This is a genomic window from Nocardia niigatensis NBRC 100131 (genome assembly GCF_000308655.1).
Classification (GTDB): domain Bacteria; phylum Actinomycetota; class Actinomycetes; order Mycobacteriales; family Mycobacteriaceae; genus Nocardia; species Nocardia niigatensis.
Map to the genome: position 1 here is coordinate 1 of NZ_BAGC01000062.1, position 16,166 is coordinate 16,166.

At 68.2% G+C, this 16,166-nt stretch carries 14 protein-coding genes; 4 read left to right on the forward strand and 10 right to left on the reverse strand.

Going from position 1 to position 16,166, the window contains the following annotated elements; genetic code table 11:
* Positions 1 to 16: 16 nt before the first annotated feature.
* The 5 genes from ON33_RS28250 to aceA form a co-directional block, all read right to left on the reverse strand.
* Positions 17 to 721: a helix-turn-helix transcriptional regulator gene (locus ON33_RS28250; RefSeq protein WP_040862201.1), complete on the reverse strand. Its 705-nt coding sequence runs from the start codon at positions 719 to 721 to the stop codon at positions 17 to 19.
* Positions 722 to 779: 58 nt separating this feature from the next.
* On the reverse strand, positions 780 to 905 hold the full coding sequence (locus ON33_RS44100; RefSeq protein WP_281033245.1) for a hypothetical protein: 126 nt from the start codon (positions 903 to 905) through the stop codon (positions 780 to 782).
* A gap of 130 nt (positions 906 to 1,035) precedes the next feature.
* Complete coding sequence (gene metE / locus ON33_RS28255; protein WP_040862156.1) at positions 1,036 to 3,351, reverse strand: 5-methyltetrahydropteroyltriglutamate--homocysteine S-methyltransferase; 2,316 nt, start codon at positions 3,349 to 3,351, stop codon at positions 1,036 to 1,038.
* Positions 3,352 to 3,652: 301 nt separating this feature from the next.
* Complete coding sequence (locus tag ON33_RS28260) at positions 3,653 to 4,540, reverse strand: 3-hydroxybutyryl-CoA dehydrogenase (RefSeq protein ID WP_040862157.1); 888 nt, start codon at positions 4,538 to 4,540, stop codon at positions 3,653 to 3,655.
* A 536-nt stretch (positions 4,541 to 5,076) separates the two neighbouring features.
* Entirely contained in the window at positions 5,077 to 6,366 is a 1,290-nt protein-coding gene (gene aceA / locus ON33_RS28265; protein ID WP_040862158.1) for an isocitrate lyase, read from the reverse strand.
* Between the two features lie 530 nt (positions 6,367 to 6,896).
* On the opposite strand from aceA, the gene ON33_RS28270 reads away from it, so the two are divergent.
* Positions 6,897 to 7,373, forward strand: coding sequence for a DUF1772 domain-containing protein (locus ON33_RS28270; protein ID WP_040862159.1), 477 nt, complete (start codon positions 6,897 to 6,899; stop codon positions 7,371 to 7,373).
* A gap of 54 nt (positions 7,374 to 7,427) precedes the next feature.
* On the opposite strand, the gene ON33_RS28275 is transcribed toward ON33_RS28270, so the two are convergent.
* Positions 7,428 to 7,829, reverse strand: a complete 402-nt coding sequence (locus ON33_RS28275; RefSeq protein ID WP_040862160.1) for a hypothetical protein — start codon at positions 7,827 to 7,829, stop codon at positions 7,428 to 7,430.
* 283 nt (positions 7,830 to 8,112) lie between these two features.
* Here ON33_RS28275 and ON33_RS28280 point away from each other — a divergent pair, with 283 nt between their 5' ends.
* The 3 genes from ON33_RS28280 to ON33_RS28290 all read left to right on the forward strand — a co-directional run bounded on the left by ON33_RS28280 (position 8,113) and on the right by ON33_RS28290 (position 12,519).
* Positions 8,113 to 10,722, forward strand: a complete 2,610-nt coding sequence (locus ON33_RS28280) for a tetratricopeptide repeat protein (protein ID WP_040862161.1) — start codon at positions 8,113 to 8,115, stop codon at positions 10,720 to 10,722.
* 104 nt (positions 10,723 to 10,826) lie between these two features.
* Entirely contained in the window at positions 10,827 to 11,480 is a 654-nt protein-coding gene (locus tag ON33_RS28285) for a nucleotidyltransferase family protein (RefSeq protein WP_040862162.1), read from the forward strand.
* Between the two features lie 13 nt (positions 11,481 to 11,493).
* On the forward strand, positions 11,494 to 12,519 hold the full coding sequence (locus tag ON33_RS28290) for an XdhC family protein (protein WP_040862163.1): 1,026 nt from the start codon (positions 11,494 to 11,496) through the stop codon (positions 12,517 to 12,519).
* Positions 12,520 to 12,547: 28 nt separating this feature from the next.
* On the opposite strand, the gene ON33_RS28295 is transcribed toward ON33_RS28290, so the two are convergent.
* The 4 genes from ON33_RS28295 to ON33_RS28310 form a co-directional block, all read right to left on the reverse strand.
* Positions 12,548 to 13,645: an ABC transporter substrate-binding protein gene (locus ON33_RS28295; protein ID WP_040862164.1), complete on the reverse strand. Its 1,098-nt coding sequence runs from the start codon at positions 13,643 to 13,645 to the stop codon at positions 12,548 to 12,550.
* A gap of 79 nt (positions 13,646 to 13,724) precedes the next feature.
* Complete coding sequence (locus tag ON33_RS28300) at positions 13,725 to 14,519, reverse strand: ABC transporter permease (protein WP_040862202.1); 795 nt, start codon at positions 14,517 to 14,519, stop codon at positions 13,725 to 13,727.
* Between the two features lie 47 nt (positions 14,520 to 14,566).
* Positions 14,567 to 15,358: an ABC transporter permease gene (locus tag ON33_RS28305; RefSeq protein WP_040862165.1), complete on the reverse strand. Its 792-nt coding sequence runs from the start codon at positions 15,356 to 15,358 to the stop codon at positions 14,567 to 14,569.
* Positions 15,355 to 16,158, reverse strand: a complete 804-nt coding sequence (locus tag ON33_RS28310) for an ABC transporter ATP-binding protein (RefSeq protein ID WP_040862166.1) — start codon at positions 16,156 to 16,158, stop codon at positions 15,355 to 15,357. The genes ON33_RS28305 and ON33_RS28310 overlap by 4 nt, the downstream gene beginning before the upstream one ends.
* Positions 16,159 to 16,166 lie beyond the last annotated feature (8 nt).

The window sequence follows — 16,166 nt, forward strand, 5'->3', positions numbered from 1 at the left end:
GATGGAGACAGCACGCCTAGCCGAGCGAGATCATTCGGATCTCGTGCACCGGCTCGTCCGGGCGGCACATGTCGATGGTCCGCTCCTGCCCGATCCACTCGGTCAGCTCGATGCCCTTCATGCGGTCCAGCCGGAAGTTGCGTGGTTCGTCGCGCAGCCGGCACCAGGCCAGCAGGTACCAGCCATTGGTCCCGTGCAGCAGTGCCACCGGCTCCACCTCGCGCTCGCTGAGCACTCCGGAGCGGTCCAGATATTCGATGCGCAGCACGCGCCGCGCTACCACGGCCTGTTCCACTTCCGCCGGGATCGGCATCGGCGCGACGGCCTCCGGTGACTCCAGCAGGCGCACCCGCAGCGCCAATTCTCTTGCCGCGTCGGCATTCTGCTGTGACATGGCGGCCAGGATCTTGCGCAGGGCGCTGTGCCCGGCCGCCGCGAACGGCGCGTCGTCGGAGCGGGCCACGGCGACCGCCAGCGCCACCGCCTCGGCCGCGGTGAAGTTCAGCGGCGGCAGCGACATGCTCTTCTCCAGCGCGTACCCACCCCGCCGCCCCACGTCGGCGTAGATGGGTACCCCCGACTGCTGGAGCGCACTGATGTCCCGCTCGACGGTGCGCACGCTCACCCCGTGCCGCGCCGCCAATTCCCGTGCGGTCCGCAGGCGCGGGGAGACCGCCCGCAACTCCTCGACAATCGCGTAGAGCCGATCCGTGCGGTTCACGCCCACACCGTAGCGGCGCCCACCGACAATCCGGGATCAGCGCAGTGGTTCTTCCTGGTCAGCGCCCCGACTTCCACGGCGGATCGGGCGGCACCTGATCGCCCTTCTGGTCATAGGTGTCGTTGTACTGCTTCTCGGTCTCGGGATCGTCCACCGGCTGATCACCCTTGCCCGTCGGATCCATGCTCACTGCCTTTCTCGAAAACCCTTGTCCCGCAGGCTAATCATCCGTTCATGACCGATTCGTGACGACGAACGGAAACCCCGGTCCGATCGGGGATCGAACCGGGGTTCCGAGGGTGAGCGCTACTGCCTCAGGCGGTTTCGCCCGCGGCGGCCTCCGCGCGGCGGCGGACGCGGCGAGCCGCGGCGACCATATTGCGCAGGGACGGGTCGAGCTGCCAGTGGTGGCGGGTCTTCAGACCGCCGTCCGGGTTGGCCCACAGGCGTTCCGGGGTCACGGCTTCCGCCGCGGCGGTGAGCAGTTCGTCCAGCTCGTCGATGTCCGGGATCCGGGCGGACCGAGACTCGTAGACGCCCGGGCCGACGCCGTGGGTGAGCCCGCGGCCCTCGGCACAGTCCTCCTTCAGCGCCTCCAGCACCCACTCGATGGAGCGGGTGGCGACGATGGCGGTGACGTCGGCGTCGAGTTCCTCGATGGCCTCCACCACGTCACCGCGGCTGGAATAGCCGATATGCGTGTGGATCTGGGTCTCCGGGCCGACGCCGGAGGTGGCCAGCTTGAACGCGCCGACGGCCCAGCGCAGGTATTCGGCCTGGCCCTTCTTGCGCAGCGGGAGCAGCTCGCGGATGGACGGCTCGTCCACCTGGATGATGGCGATGCCCGCCTTCTCCAGATCCACCACCTCGTCGCGGATGGCGAGCGCCACCTGGTCGGCGGTCTCGTAGAGCGGCTGGTCCTGGCGCACGAAGGAGCGGGCCAGCATGGTGACCGGGCCGGTGACCATGCCCTTGACCGGCTTGTCGGTGAGCGACTGCGCGTAGGCGGTCCACGACACCGACATGGGCTCGGGGCGCGACACGTCGCCGTACACGATCGGCGGTCGCACACACCGGGATCCGTACACCTGCACCCAGCCGAAGTGGGTGGTGGCGAAGCCGTCCAGCAGCTCCGCGAAGTACTGGATCATGTCGTTGCGCTCGTGCTCACCGTGCACCAGCACGTCGAGGCCGATGTCCTCCTGCAACCGGATGGTGGACTCGATCTCGGCTTCGATGCGCTTGCGGTACTCCTCGTAGGACAGCCGGCCCTGACCGAGGTCGTGGCGCGCCTGCCGGGCCGTCTCGGTCTGCGGGAACGAGCCCAGCGTGGTGGCGGGCACCAGCGGCAGCCGCAGCCTGGCCTGCTGCGCGGTCTTGCGCGTCTCGTAGGGCTCGCGCACCCGCATCTGCGGAGTGACGGCGTAGACGCGCTGGCGCACCGCGTGTTTCTGCTTGAAGTGCACCGAGGTCGGCTTCTTGCGCCACTTCTCCGAGGGGCCCTCGGTGAGCGCCTTGGCCAGCGAAACCACTTCCAGCACCTTCTGTTTGGCGAAGGCGAGGCGGTCGGCGACGGGACCCTCGAGCTCGTATTCGACGAGCACGTCGTAGGGCACGTGCAGCAGCGTGGCGCCGGTCGACACCACCATGTCGGGGCAGACCTGGGCGAGCTTGTTGAGGTATTCCAGCGTCACGTAGCGGTCGGCGCGCCACACATTGGTGCCGCTGATGACGCCGGCGTAGAGGCGCTTGCGCTTGATGCCGGGGATCTTCGCCAGTTCCTCGGGCACCACGCGGTAGCCGGCCAGGTCGAGTCCGATGGCCTCCACCGAAGTGCGGCACAGGATTTCGATCGCCTCACCGAAATCGCCGTACTGTCCGGTGACCAGAATGCGCGGGCGCAGCGGGGCCTTGGACAGCCGCTGGTAGGTCTTCTCGAACAGCTCCATGGTCGAGGGCGAGCGGTCGCTGGTGAAGCAGGGCTCGTCCAGCTGCACGCAGGTGGCGCCGCGCTTGGCGAGGATCTCGAACAGTTCCTCGTACACCGGGAGCAGCTTGTCCAGCAGCACCAGCTTGTCGAATTCGGTCTCGCCGGGAACGTGGCCGGTCTTGGACAGCAGCAGCAACGACAGCGGGCCCAGCACGACCGGCCGCAGCTCGATGCCGACGGCCTTGGCGCGGTCGAACTCGTCGAGCAGCGCCTCGGGATGCAGGGAGAATTCGGTGTCGGGCTCGAGTTCCGGCTGTCGGTAGTGGTAGGGCGTGTTCAGCAGCTTGACCAGCTCGAGCGGCGGCAGGTCCGGCCGCCCGCGCGCCATCAGGAAGTAGAAGTCCAAGGGGTGCAGGCCTTCTCGTTCGGCCTCGAACCGCTTGGGGACGGCGCCGAAAAGCAGCGCGTTGTCGAGAATGTGGTCGTAGAAGGAGAAGGTGTTGCCGGGGACCTGCGTCAACCCGGTCGCCGCCAGCTCCAGATACTGGCTTTCTTGAATCTCGCGCCCGACGGCCAGCAGCTCGTCGCGCGACAGCGTGCCGTGCCAATAGGACTCCAAAGCACGCTTGAGTTGCCGGTGCTCGCCGATTCGCGGGTATCCCAGGATGCTGGATCCGAAACCATCGGTGACGTTGACCATGAACGGACACTCCTTCCGAGCTGCCGGTCCCGCTCGACCTGTTTGCAGCTTATGCCCGGTTGAGGTGGACGCCGCCACAAGCCCGGCGACGCGCACCTTGGGTAAAAGACGCGCTCCCCGCCTCCCCGCGAACCCAGCGGGCGGCCGAGAGCCGTCGACGTTGGGCACCCGTGCCGCCAGTCGAGTGACCTCTCAGATTTTGGACGTACCCGGCGAGCTACCCGAACCGCACGAAATCAGTTGTCGCGTTGGGACGTGGTGCTCGCCGGGCTGAGTTCGCGATCGGCGGCAGGGAGACCTGTTAGGTACGAGGGGAGGAGGGGGAGTTGTACTGGTAGAAGCCCGCACCGGCCTTCTTGCCCAGCAGGCCCGCCTCGACCATGCGCATCAGCAGCGGCGGCGCGGAGTACAGCGGCTCCTTGAACTCTGCGTACATGGAGTCCGCGATGGACTTCACGGTGTCGAGGCCGACCAGGTCGGTGAGCGCCAGCGGGCCCATCGGGTGGGCACAGCCCAGCACCATGGCCTTGTCGACGTCTTCCTTGGTGGCGAAACCGGATTCGACCATGCGGATGGCCGAGAGCAGGTACGGCACCAGCAGCGCGTTCACCACGAAGCCGGAGCGGTCGGCGGAGCGCACGACCTGCTTGCCCAGGACGTCGGCGGCGAACTGCTCGGCGCGCTTGGTGACGGTCTCGGTGGTCTTGAGGGTGGTGACCAGCTCGACGAGCGGCAGCACCGGCACCGGGTTGAAGAAGTGCATGCCCACGACCCGCTCCGGGTTGTTCGTGGCCACGGCGATCTTCATGATCGGAATGGAGGAGGTGTTGGAGGCCAGCACCGCGTTCGGATCGGTGACGACCTTGTCGAGTTCGGCGAAGATGGCCGTCTTGACGTCCTCGTTCTCCACGACGGCCTCGACGACCAGCTGGCGGTCGGCGAAGTCGCCGAGGTCGGAGGTGAAGCGCAGCCGCCAGGCGGCCTGCTCGCGCTCGCGCTCGGTGATCTTGCCGCTGGACACCCCGCGGTCCAGCGACCGCAGGATGCGGGCGCGGCCGGCGGCGGCGAGTTCCCGGGTCTGCTCGAAGACGAGCACGTCGACGTGCGCCCGCGCGCAGACCTCGGCGATGCCCGCGCCCATCTGTCCGGCGCCGATGATGCCGACGCGCTGAATCTTTTCGCTGCTCACGTCCCGCTCCGTTCCGCCTCCCCGCAACTCTTGCGGGCGGCTGAGTGCCGTTGCCACTTCTGCATCCGTGCCTGCGTCGAGTGCCGAACCGATTTCGGTCGTACCCGGTGAGTCACCCCTACCGGTACGAAATCGGTTGTCTCGTATCGAACGCCGCCAGTCGGCCGTCGTGGCTGTGGGTGAAGGCGTCGGACTAACTTTTTCGACCCTGCGCCTTCTTAAGGTCTTCGCAAAAAACGCTATAGGAAAATGCCCTCCCCGCCGGGGCTGTCGACGGGAAGGGCGGATGAACTCCGCCGGGAGGGGGCTTGCCATCCCCTCCCGGCGGGGTTCCGGGTCCCCGGGGCGGCCGAGGTTGTGATGCGACTGCCGGCCCCGAGGGTTTTGTCCACTCCACCGCCTCCCCGGGTATTCAGCGGACGGCCGAGAGCCGTCGTCGCCATGCACCCGTGTCGGCGGTTGGGTGGCGAACCACTTTCGATCGTCCCCGGGGAGTTACCCGAACCCTCACGAAATCAGTTGCCACCGTGGGAAACTCAGTGGAACTGGCCCTCTTCGGTGGAGCCCTTCAGCGCCGCGGTCGAGGTGTTGGGGTCGACCGTGGTGGCGATGGTGTCGAAGTAGCCGGCGCCGACCTCACGCTGGTGCTTGACGGCGGTGAAGCCACGCTCGGCGGCGGCCTTGAACTCGCGCTCCTGCAGGTCGACGAAGGCGGTCATGCCCTCGCGGGCGTAGCCGTAGGCCAGGTCGAACATGCCGTAGTTCAGCGAGTGGAAGCCGGCCAGGGTGATGAACTGGAACTTGAAGCCCATGGCGCCCAGCTCACGCTGGAACTTCGCGATGGTCGCGTCGTCCAGGTGCGCCTTCCAGTTGAAGGACGGCGAGCAGTTGTAGGCCAGCAGCTGGTCCGGGAACTCGCCGCGGACGGCCTCGGCGAACTTGCGCGCGACCTCGAGGTCCGGCACGCCGGTCTCCATCCAGATGAGGTCGGCGTAGGGGGCGTAGGCCTTGGCACGCGCGATGCAGGGCTCGATGCCGTTCTTGGTGCCGAAGAAGCCCTCAGCGGTGCGGGTGCCGTCCAGGAACTCGCGGTCGCGCTCGTCCACATCGGAGGTGATGAGGGTGGCGGCCTCGGCGTCGGTGCGGGCGATGATCACCGACGGCACGTCGGCGACGTCGGCGGCCAGACGCGCGGAGGTCAGGGTGCGGATGTGCTGCTGGGTGGGGATCAGCACCTTGCCGCCCAGGTGGCCACACTTCTTCTCGGAGGCCAGCTGGTCCTCCCAGTGCACGCCGGCCGCGCCGGAGGCGATCATGGCCTTCTGCAGCTCGTAGGCGTTCAGCGCGCCACCGAAGCCGGCCTCGGCGTCGGCGACGATCGGGGCCAGCCAGTTGGCGACCGAGGTGTCACCCTCGACCTTGGCGATCTCGTCGGCGCGCAGCAGCGCGTTGTTGATGCGGCGGACCACGGCCGGAACCGAGTTGGCCGGGTACAGCGACTGGTCCGGGTAGGTGTGGCCGGAGAGGTTCGCGTCACCGGCGACCTGCCAACCGGACAGGTAGATGGCCTTCAGGCCCGCGCGGACCTGCTGCACGGCCTGGTTACCGGTGAGGGCGCCCAGGGAGTTGATGTAGTCCTCGTTGTTGACGAGATCCCAGAGGATCTCGGCACCGCGGCGGGCGAGGGTGTGCTCCTCGACGACAGTGCCCTGCAGCTTCACGACCTGCTCGGCCGTGTAGTTGCGGGTGACGCCCTTCCACCGGGGGTTGGTGTCCCAATCCTGCTGGATCTCCGCAGCGGTCTTCGGGGTGCCGACCTTCGACATCTCTGACTCCACTTCTTCGTTCGGTCTCGGTAGCCCCGCGAGTCGAACCTGGCGCCGGATGAGAGGGAGCCGGATGTTCGACCACTGCTGGAGCGGCAATTTGCAGACTTGCTAGGCCCGCGAGGTGTACTTCCACACGATGGCACACGAAAAAATATGCGTCTACCTGTTGCAAGTGTGAATACACGCTAGCTTTCGCCCGCATTTTGCTAACTCTGCAAAATTTGCTTGCGAATAGCAGCGGTGAAATCTACTTGCCAGTAGCGCTGACGTGCGGTTTTGCATAACGCCCGTACTGTTTGCGTGACGGGGGCCACCGGCACATGACGCGCCGACGGCCGTCCAGGTGTGAGCATCTTCACAGCACATTGTGATCTTGATGGTTGTGAGGCGGGCCACCGGGCGTCCATTTCAGACCATTCGGTCAGCTGGCAAATCCGAAATCTAGCATCGCTAGACAAGCTAGCTTCGGGTTGATATCGTTGCTTCAATTCCTAGCAACGCTAGACACAAGCCGAAAGAAGCCCCCGATGCTCGTCCTGACCGGCCAGTTCCTCGCCGCCCTCGCCGTCCTCGCCAATGCCGTCGTCTACGGCACCGACTGGTGCGCCGCCCTCATCACCCGGTCCGTCTATCGCCGCCTCGACGACGCCGCCGTCACCGTCAGCGCCGGCTGGGGCCACTACTACGGCGACAAGCGCATGCCGATCTTCGGCGCCGGCGGCGTCGTCACCGCCGCCCTCACCCTGATCGTCGCCGCGGTCTCGGGCCATGCCGGCGCGGCCGTCGCCGCCGCCGTCGCGCTGGTCGCGCTCGTCAGCTGGCTGGGCTTCTACGTGAAGGTCGCCAAGCCGGTGAACACCGCGCAGAAGGCCGCCGCCCGCTCCGGCGTCATCCCCGCCGATGCCCGGGCCCTGCAGGACCGGTGGGACAGCATCATCGACCTGCGGGTGGCCCTGCAGTTCATCGCGCTGTCGGGCCTGCTCGCCGCCCTGGCCCTCTTCTGATCGCTCCGGAAGTGGCGGGCCCCGCACCGAATCCGGTGCGGGGCCGAGCCGTGTTCAGTGGCTGGGCAGTGGCCGCCGGTCCCGGCTCGGCGGCAGGTGGCATCGCTCGACCGGCCGCCGGAGCTGCCGCGCGTCCTGCGCCGGATCGCCCGAGCGCTCGGAACCGTTGTCCCGCAACGCGAGCAGGCACATGGCATCGGTGACCGTGAGCCCGATCATGCCGGCGTGCAGAGCCGCGACCTCGCCGTCGAATTCCCCGCCCGGGCGCAGCAATCCGAGCAGGATCATCTCCGCGAGCACCACCCCGGCCACGGCCTGATCCCGCGTCAACCGGCGGCTGGTCGGGAGATACGACAGCACCCACCGCCCCCGGTTCTCCTCGGGCACGTCCACCCGGAACGCGACCTCGTGGGCCACATCGCTGGTGATGAGCCATCCGAATTCCGTCACTGCCATCGATCCGATCCTCCGTTCGATTCGGACCCCGCCCCGACCCGGCACCGCCCGACACCTCCATTGGACCGTCCCGGACCGACCGGACCGCTACCCGATCGGCGCGGGATTTGTTCCCCGCCGAATCCGGCCGTGACCTGCGGGGAGCTGCCTGACGGCGGGCTTTGTTTCCCCGCGAGGGGATGATTTCTTCGCTACCGTCGATAGCGAATCAAGCTGTCTGCCAACTGAATACGGCCCGGTCCCCGATCTGCCGAGCGCGGCCGGGCGGGCGAGGAGGTCTCCGATGACTCAGGCCGCCACTTCCGCACCCGAGATCGCTCGGCTCGGCCGGTCGCTGCGGGCGATCGGGCTGAGCGACTACTGCCTGGTCGAGCCGCTGGCCGTCGAACTGATGCGGCGCGGACTGCGCCCGCGCATCGCCTGGCGCAAGGCCAACGGCCTCAATCAGCGGCAGGCCGCGGATCGGTTCAATCAGATCGCGCCCCTGGTGGATTCGGACGGGCACCGGGAACCGCGGATGAAGAACAGCCGGTTGTGCGAGATCGAGAAGTGGCCCGCCCGCACCGCGGAGGGCAACCGCTATCGGCCGCCGGCGCTGCACACGCTGGAGCTGCTCGCGCTGGTCTACAACACCACCTGGGATCGACTCATCGATATCGAGGACCTCGCGTGCCTGGCGCACGACGAGCGGGCCGCGTATCAATCCATCCGGGAACGCCTCGGGCACAACCGAATCGGGACCGGGCAGCCCTTCGTAGCCTCCTTCGACGCCTCGACGTTCGTCGGGCGGCGCGGGCCGATGGAGGAACTGCGCCGCCGGGTCGACCTGCATATCCTGGGTGACACACGCGCGCAACTGATCACGGGGGTGGCCGGGGTCGGCAAGACCGCCTTCACCCGGCAGCTGGTGGCGAGATTCGCCGATCGCTTTCCGGACGGCTCGGTGTGGCTGGAGATGCGCAGCCATGACCGGGACGCCGGATCCAACACCACCTCGCGCCTGCTGGCGTCCGCGCTGAACCAGCTGGGGGTGCGGCCACGCCTGCACGCCGACCAGGCCACGCTGCTGCGGCAGTGGCATCACGAGACGACGGGTCGCCGGCTGATCGTGGTGTTCGACGATGTGCTGGAGAGCAAGCAGATTCGGCCGCTGCTGCCGAAGTCGGCGAGCTGCTTCGTGGTGATCACCAGCCGGCGGCCGCTGACCGGCATGGTGCGGGTGAACCAGCTGGAGCTGACCCCGCTGGACCTCGACGAGGCCGAGGAGATGCTGGCCACCCTCGGCAATCTGGGCGCGGGCCACGATTCGGCGGCGGTGCGCCGGATCGTGGAGGTGGCGGGCGGGCTGCCGCTGCCGATCCGCCTGGTGGCGGGGCGGATCAGCCGGACGCCGGGCCTGCTCGATGATCTCCGCGACGAACTCGACACCCTCACCATGCTGCTGACCCTGCCGACGACGGCGCCGCGCGCCGGGCACTGCCCGGCCGAGCTGATTCTCGACAAGTTCTCCGCCGAGGACGAATCCACCCGGGACGCCTTCGCCCAGTCCTACGCACGGCTGCGCGACGAGGAGGCGCGGCGGGCGGTGCGGCTGCTCGGCTGGTTCCCGAGCGCGACGGTGTCGGCCGACGATTTCGCGGCCATGGCGCAGGCCGAGGATTCCGCCGCGAAACGCCTGCTGCAGCGGGTCTTCGAGGACGGCATGATCGATCAGCTCACCAGTCGCCCGGGCCATCAGCGCTACCGGATGCACAATCTGCTGCACCTGTACGCCCGCTGCCGCGCGGATGCCGAGAGCCGGCCCGGCGAGCGCGGCGCGGCCGTGGGCCGGCTGCTGCGGCACTATCTCGAGACCGCGAGCGAGATCGGCAAGCCGCGTCCCTTCGACACCGTGCACCATTCGGCCCCGCACGCGCGCAATCCGAACATGGCCGTCATGCAGGCCCGGCTGTGGTTCGAGGAGCGGCTCGACACCATGCTCGCGTGCGCCCGCACCGCCGAACGCACGTCGGACACCGCGCGATTCGCGGATCTGCTGGCGAGCCAGCTCGCGACACTCGGCTATTTCACCGAGAGCCGCAGCATGTTCGAGCTCGCGGGCGGGATCGACCACGCCATCGGGGACCGCGCCGCCGAGTGCGACGCCCACTTCGGGCTCGGCCATCTGCTCCGCACCATGCGCGAATATGCCAGGGCGGCTTCCTGTTTCGAGTACGCGCACCGGCTGGCGGCGGACCTCGGGGACGATGCCCGGACCGCGCGCACCCTGCTGTGGCACGCCGTCGCGCTGCGCCACCAGAACAGCTGTGACGCGGCGCGCGCCGAGGTCCGTCAGGTGCTGCGCATCGCGCATTCGCTCGACGATCTGCACCTGGAGTGCGATGCCCTGCGGGAGCTCGGGCATCTCGATCGGCTCACCGAGCAGTACGCGGCCGGGGACGAGAACTACCGGGAGGCGCACGCCATCGCGCTGCGGATCGGCGACCGCTATTGCGAGGGCTGGTCGGTGTGGGGCCTGGGCGGGATAGCCGGAGTGCGCGGCCGGCTGGACGAGGCCTGGGCGCTGTTCGAGCAGGCGTATCGGATCAGCAAGGAGATCCCGGACCCGCTGCTGCAGATCGACACCCTGCGCGGCTTCGGCCACATCCACCGCCATCGGGGCGAATTCGATGCCGCCCGGATCAAATACGAGGAGTCCCGGGCTCTCACCCGGGGAATCTCCGACGCCGACGGCGAGGCCGCCGCCTGGTGGGCCCTCGGGGAGCTGGAACGCCGCGCCGACAATCCGGCCCTCGCCCTGGTCTATCTGGAGAAGGCCCGCACCCTCTGTGAGGGCATCGACCCCGGCCGGCTGCTCAAGGTCCAGCAGACCCTGACCGCTCTCGGCAGCTGAGGCGGCGTGCTCGCGCCGGCCGGTTTGCCGGGCCACGGCCGGTCAGGCAATCCCTGATGGTCGCTTGATCAGCGAAGCCGCGCGGACGGGATTACCCTGCTCGCGTGAGTCCCGAACGCTGCGATGGAATTCTGCTCGCGGCCGGTGCCGGTCGGCGATATGGCATGCCGAAAGTGCTGGCCGAGGACGGTCGCTGGCTGCGCGGGGCGGTGGCGGCGCTGCGGGACGGCGGCTGCGCGCGAATCTTCGTGGTATTCGGGGCGACCGGGCCCGCCTACCGCGCGCCGGACGGCACCTGGCAGGTGTCGCAAATCTCGGGCATCAGCCTGCCCGCCGGAGTCCGCCCGGTCTGGGCATCGGACTGGGATCTCGGCCTGAGCGCCTCCACGCGGGCGGGCCTGGCGGCGGCCGCCACCCCCGGACTGGGTATCAGGCAGGCGGTGGACCAGGGCGGCGAGCCCGCGGAACTGGTCACGATCATGCCGGTGGACACGCCGGACGTCGGACCCGCGGTGGTCGAGCGGGTGATCACGGCGGCGCGGGCGAGCGCGAGCCGGTTGGCCCGAGCGTTCTTCGGAACAACGCCGGGGCATCCGGTGGTACTGGGGCGGGCGCACTGGGCGGGGGTCTGCGCGAGCGCGGCGGGAAATTCGGGGGCGGGCACTTATTTACGGCAACGAGCGGATATGGTGTGCGTCACGTGCGATGACCTCGCAACGGGGATCGATCGGGATTATCCGGCGGACAGCGCACTGTGAGCGGGAGCATGTGATGCGGGAAATCGTCGACGACCTTCTTCGAATTTGGCACAGCGGACGCACCGGGGGACTGGCCACTCTCGTTCGGGCACAGGGCGCTACGCCCGTGCCGATCGGATCGGCCATGGTGGTGGACGCCGACGGGCGCGCCTTCGGATCGATCTCGGCCGGCTGCGCCGAGGCCGCCGCCTACGAGGCCGCCATCGAATCGGCACACACCGGACGGCGCGGACTGCAGCGGTTCGGTCCGGGCAGCGGACTGGACGCCCAGATGGACTGCGTCGGCACCCTGGACGTGTTCACCGAACCCTTCTCGCGCAGGCACTTTCCCGAATTCCCGGACGTGGCCGCCGATATGGCGGCACAGCGACAGGTCACGGTGTTCACCGTCGTCTGGCATTCGGACCCGGATGTGATCGGCCAGCACCTCATCACCGACCGCAAGCACGGCACCGAGCTGGTCTCGCTCCCCGACTCCGATGTCTTCGTGTCCTCGTTCGCGCGGCCGCCGCATCTGATCCTGGTGGGCGCCAATGCTTTCGCGAGCGCGCTGGCCACCCAGGCCCGGCTGCTCGGCTACCGGATCACCATCGTCGACGCCCGCCCCACCTTCGCCAACTCGACCGCCTACCCGGGCTGCGAGGTGGTGGTCGACTGGCCGCACCGTTACCTCAACACCCTGGCCTCGGCCGGCGAGATCGGCGGCGACACCGCCATGGTGGTGCTCTCGCACGACCCCAAGTTCGAAATCCCGTTGCTCACAGTCGCTTTGCGACTACCCGAGCTGGGGTACCTGGCCGCTCTGGGCACCCCGGCGTCACACGGACATCGGCTGGAGGCCCTGCAGGCGGGCGGCTTCACCGACGAGATCCTGTCCCGTCTGCACTCCCCCGCCGGTCTCGACGTGGGCGCCCGGACCCCGGCCGAGACCGCCGTCTCGATCGCCGCCGAACTGCTGGCGGTCCGCAACGGCACCTCCGCCGAACCGCTGTCGGTCACCCCCGGCGGAGGGCGGCGGCACGTGCAACTCGTGCGCTGACCCGCCGCCGGCCCTCGATCCCGCTGCGCTACTTCAATTCCGGGTGCTCGGCGAAAACCTCTTTCAGCACCGACAGGTCGAACAGTTTGTCCGCCTTGATATCTATCTTGGCCTTGCCCAGCGCGGCGATGTTCTGTTCGATCAGCGCGTCGGTCATGGTGAACAGCCCGTTGGCCTTGGAGTCGGCCGATTCGACCAGCCCGTTCTGCGCCTGCGCCTCCATGGTCTGCTCACGCAGCTCCAGGCGCTGATCCTTGCCGTACACCTCGACGGCCAGCCGCGCCGCCTCGCCCGGGTCGGCGACAGCGTCCTTCCAGCCCTTGATCTCTGCCATCAGGAACGCTTTGAGCTTGTCGCGCTCCTTGTCGATGGTCTGCTGACTCACGGTCAGCGTCTCCGCGACCAGCGGCAGCCCGAAGTCGGCGAACAGGAAGTTGAAGTTCTGAAACCCCTTGGTGGTCAAGGTGATCGGCTCATTGGTGGCGTAGCTGACCCAGCCGTCCACCTCACCGTTGGCCAGCGGCGTCGGATCGTATTGCGCGGGCACGATGGTGACGTCGGAGGGCGACATGCCATTGGCGGTCAGCAGGGCATTGAAGATCAGCTGATTGGTGTCCTGCACACCGATCTTGCGCCCTTTCATGGCCTGCGGATTCACGATCGGGCTCTTGCCGGAACTCACGATGCAAAAGGGATTCTTCTGATACGTGGTGCCGACGATCTTGGCGGACAGGCCCTCCAGAATCGCGGGCGCGGTGGTCTGGGGCGCGGACATGCCGATCCAGATCTTGCCGGTGCCCAGCCCGGCCTCCACCGAGGTGCTGGCCGCGCCGCCCGCGATCAGATTCACCGACCCGAATCCGGCGTCCTTGTAATAGCCCTTGGAATCGGCGAAGTACTCACCGGCGAATTCGATGTTCTTCAACCAGGACAGCTGCACGGCCACCGTCCCGTACTTGGAACCGTCGGCGACCGAGCCATTGCCGGAACCCGAGGAGTCCTTACCGCACGCGGCCAGCAATCCGGCCCCGCCCACCGCCGCACCGGTCAATCCGGCATAGCGGAGGAAGGATCGCCGACCCATGGACAACTGCGAGGCCGAACCCGGCCGGAGCAAACCACTCATGCGGCGAATGTAAGCCGTTTCGATTTCCGATTTTTTGCTTTTCCGCAGGTATTTGTGTGCGCCGCGTTAACTCGTGTGCTCATTCCCGGCTCCGTTCCGGCGAGAACCGCGCCAGCACCAGGTTTTCCAGCACGCCCACCACCGCGTAAGCGAACACCGACACGACCGTGACCAGCGCGATCGACGCCCACAGTCGGTTGTACTGGAAGGTGGGGATGGCCCGGATCAGCCCCGCACCCAAACCTGTTCCGCTGCCCAGCCATTCGCCGATCAGCGCGCCGATCAGCGCGCCCGGTACCGAAACCCGGGCGGCCGCGAACACCGCGGGCAGCGCGGCCGGGACGGCTACCATGCGCATGGCGGTCCAGTTCGAACCCCCGTAGGCCAGTACCAGTTCCGTGGCCCGCCGGGGTGCGGACCGTAGGCCGGTCATGATCATCACCAGGGCGGGGAAGAACACCACGATGGCGCCCATCACGGTGACACCGAGCAGCCCACGCCCGAACACCAGCACGATGATCGGGGTGATGGCCACCAGCGGCACCGATCGCAACAGCATCGCCACCGGCATGAACGCCTGCGCCGCCGCGGGAACGCCGATGAACAGCGCCGCCACCACCAGCGCCGCGCCCATGCCCAGGCCGAAGCCGATCAGCGCGTCCCGCAGGGTGATTCGCATTTCGTCGAAGATCACCTGACGGGCGCCCGCCGAGGTCGGTCCGGTCACCAGGTATCTCCACACGTCCCCGGGGCTCTTGCCGACCAGCCCGACCTGCGGATACAGCTTCAGGAAGCCGTACCACAGCGCCACCAGCAGAATCAACGAAACCAGCAGTGGCAGCAGGAATCTCCCGATCGGCCGCAGCAGGTCCAGCACCTGCGCGGCCCGGCCCGCCGCCGGGTTCGCCACCTTGTCGGTCATCATGCCTCCGCTCGCGTCCACGGCACCGCCACCCGCGCCACCAGCGCCACGATCGCGTAGCCGAGCCCGGCCAGCGCGGCCGCGGCCAGCGCCGTGCCCCAGGTGCGCGGCACGTTGTAGGCGGTCTGCGCGGCCGTCAGGGCCACCCCGATGCCGCTGTCCACGCCACCCAGGTACTCGCCGATGATGGCGCCCAGCACCGCAGAGGGCGCGGCGATCTTCAAGGCGGCCAAGGTATTCGGCAGCGCCGCGATCAGCTGCACCCGGGTCAGCCGCTGCCAGCGGCCGCCACCGTAGGCGCGCACCAGATCCAGGCTGGTGCGGTCCGCGGACCGCAACCCGGATACGGTGCCGACCATGGTGGTGAAGAAGCAGTACATGGCCGCCAGGAACACCGTCGGCGTGCGCCCGCCGAACACCACCAGGATGATCGGCCCCAGCGCCAGCAGCGGCGTGCAATAGCTCAGGATGGCCAGCTGGGTGACCAGCATTTCGATGGGCGGAATCAGAACCACCAGCACCGCCAGCGCGATGGCGAGCACGTTGCCCCACAGAAACCCTTGCAGCGCACCCCAGGCCGTGATCCGGAAGTTGGGTCCGTACAGCGCCCAGCCGTCGGTGTACATGGTGTGCAGCACGTTCCACGGGCTCGGGACGGTGCCGCCCGCGACCCGGAGTTCGGCCAGCAGGGTCCATACCGCCACCAGGATCAGGATGCCGGCCAGGCCGCCGAACCGGGTGATCGTAATACGTTCTCGCAGTGTGCTTCCGGTCGCGCTCGACAGGTTCATTCCGCCGCCACCCCGCCGTGTCCGCCGCGCCCGAACAGCAGTTCCGACAGATAGTCGTTGAGCTTGTGGAATTCGGGCGTGCGCATCATCTCCGGGGTGCGCGGCCGCGGCAGGTCGATGTCGACGACCTCCACCACCCGGCCGGGCCGCGGGCTCATGACGGCCACCACGTCGGAGAGGAAGACCGCCTCGGCGATGCCGTGCGTGACCATCAGTGTGGTGGCGGGTTTCTCGGTCCAGATGCGCAGCAGCTCCAGGTTGAGCCGCTGCCGGGTCATATCGTCGAGCGCGCCGAAGGGCTCGTCCAGCAGCAGCACGGACGGCTTGACCACCAGGGCGCGGGCGATCGAAACCCGTTGCCGCATACCGCCGGACAGCTGGGCGGGTTTGGCCTTCTCGAAGCCCTCCAGGCCGACCAGCCGGATCAGGTCGGCGACCAGCTCCCGGTCCGCGGGCAGCCCCGCCACTTGCAGCGGCAGCTTGATATTGGATTCCACACTGCGCCAAGGCAACAGCGCCGAGTCCTGGAAGGCGATCCCGAACTCGTGCCGCCTGCGCAGCTCGGCCGGGGTCTCACCATTGATCTTCGCGGTCCCCGCCGACGGCGATTCGAGATCCGCGAGAATGCGCAGGATGGTGGACTTCCCACATCCGGAGGGTCCCAGCAGCGACAGGAAAGCGCCCCGCTCGGTATGCAGATCCACCGCCTCCAGGGCCGGCACCACCCGCCGTCCGGAGCGGAAGGTCTTGCTCAGCCCGCTGATGTGAATACCCGTGCCCGCGGCGGCTTCCGAACTCATAGGGCCAA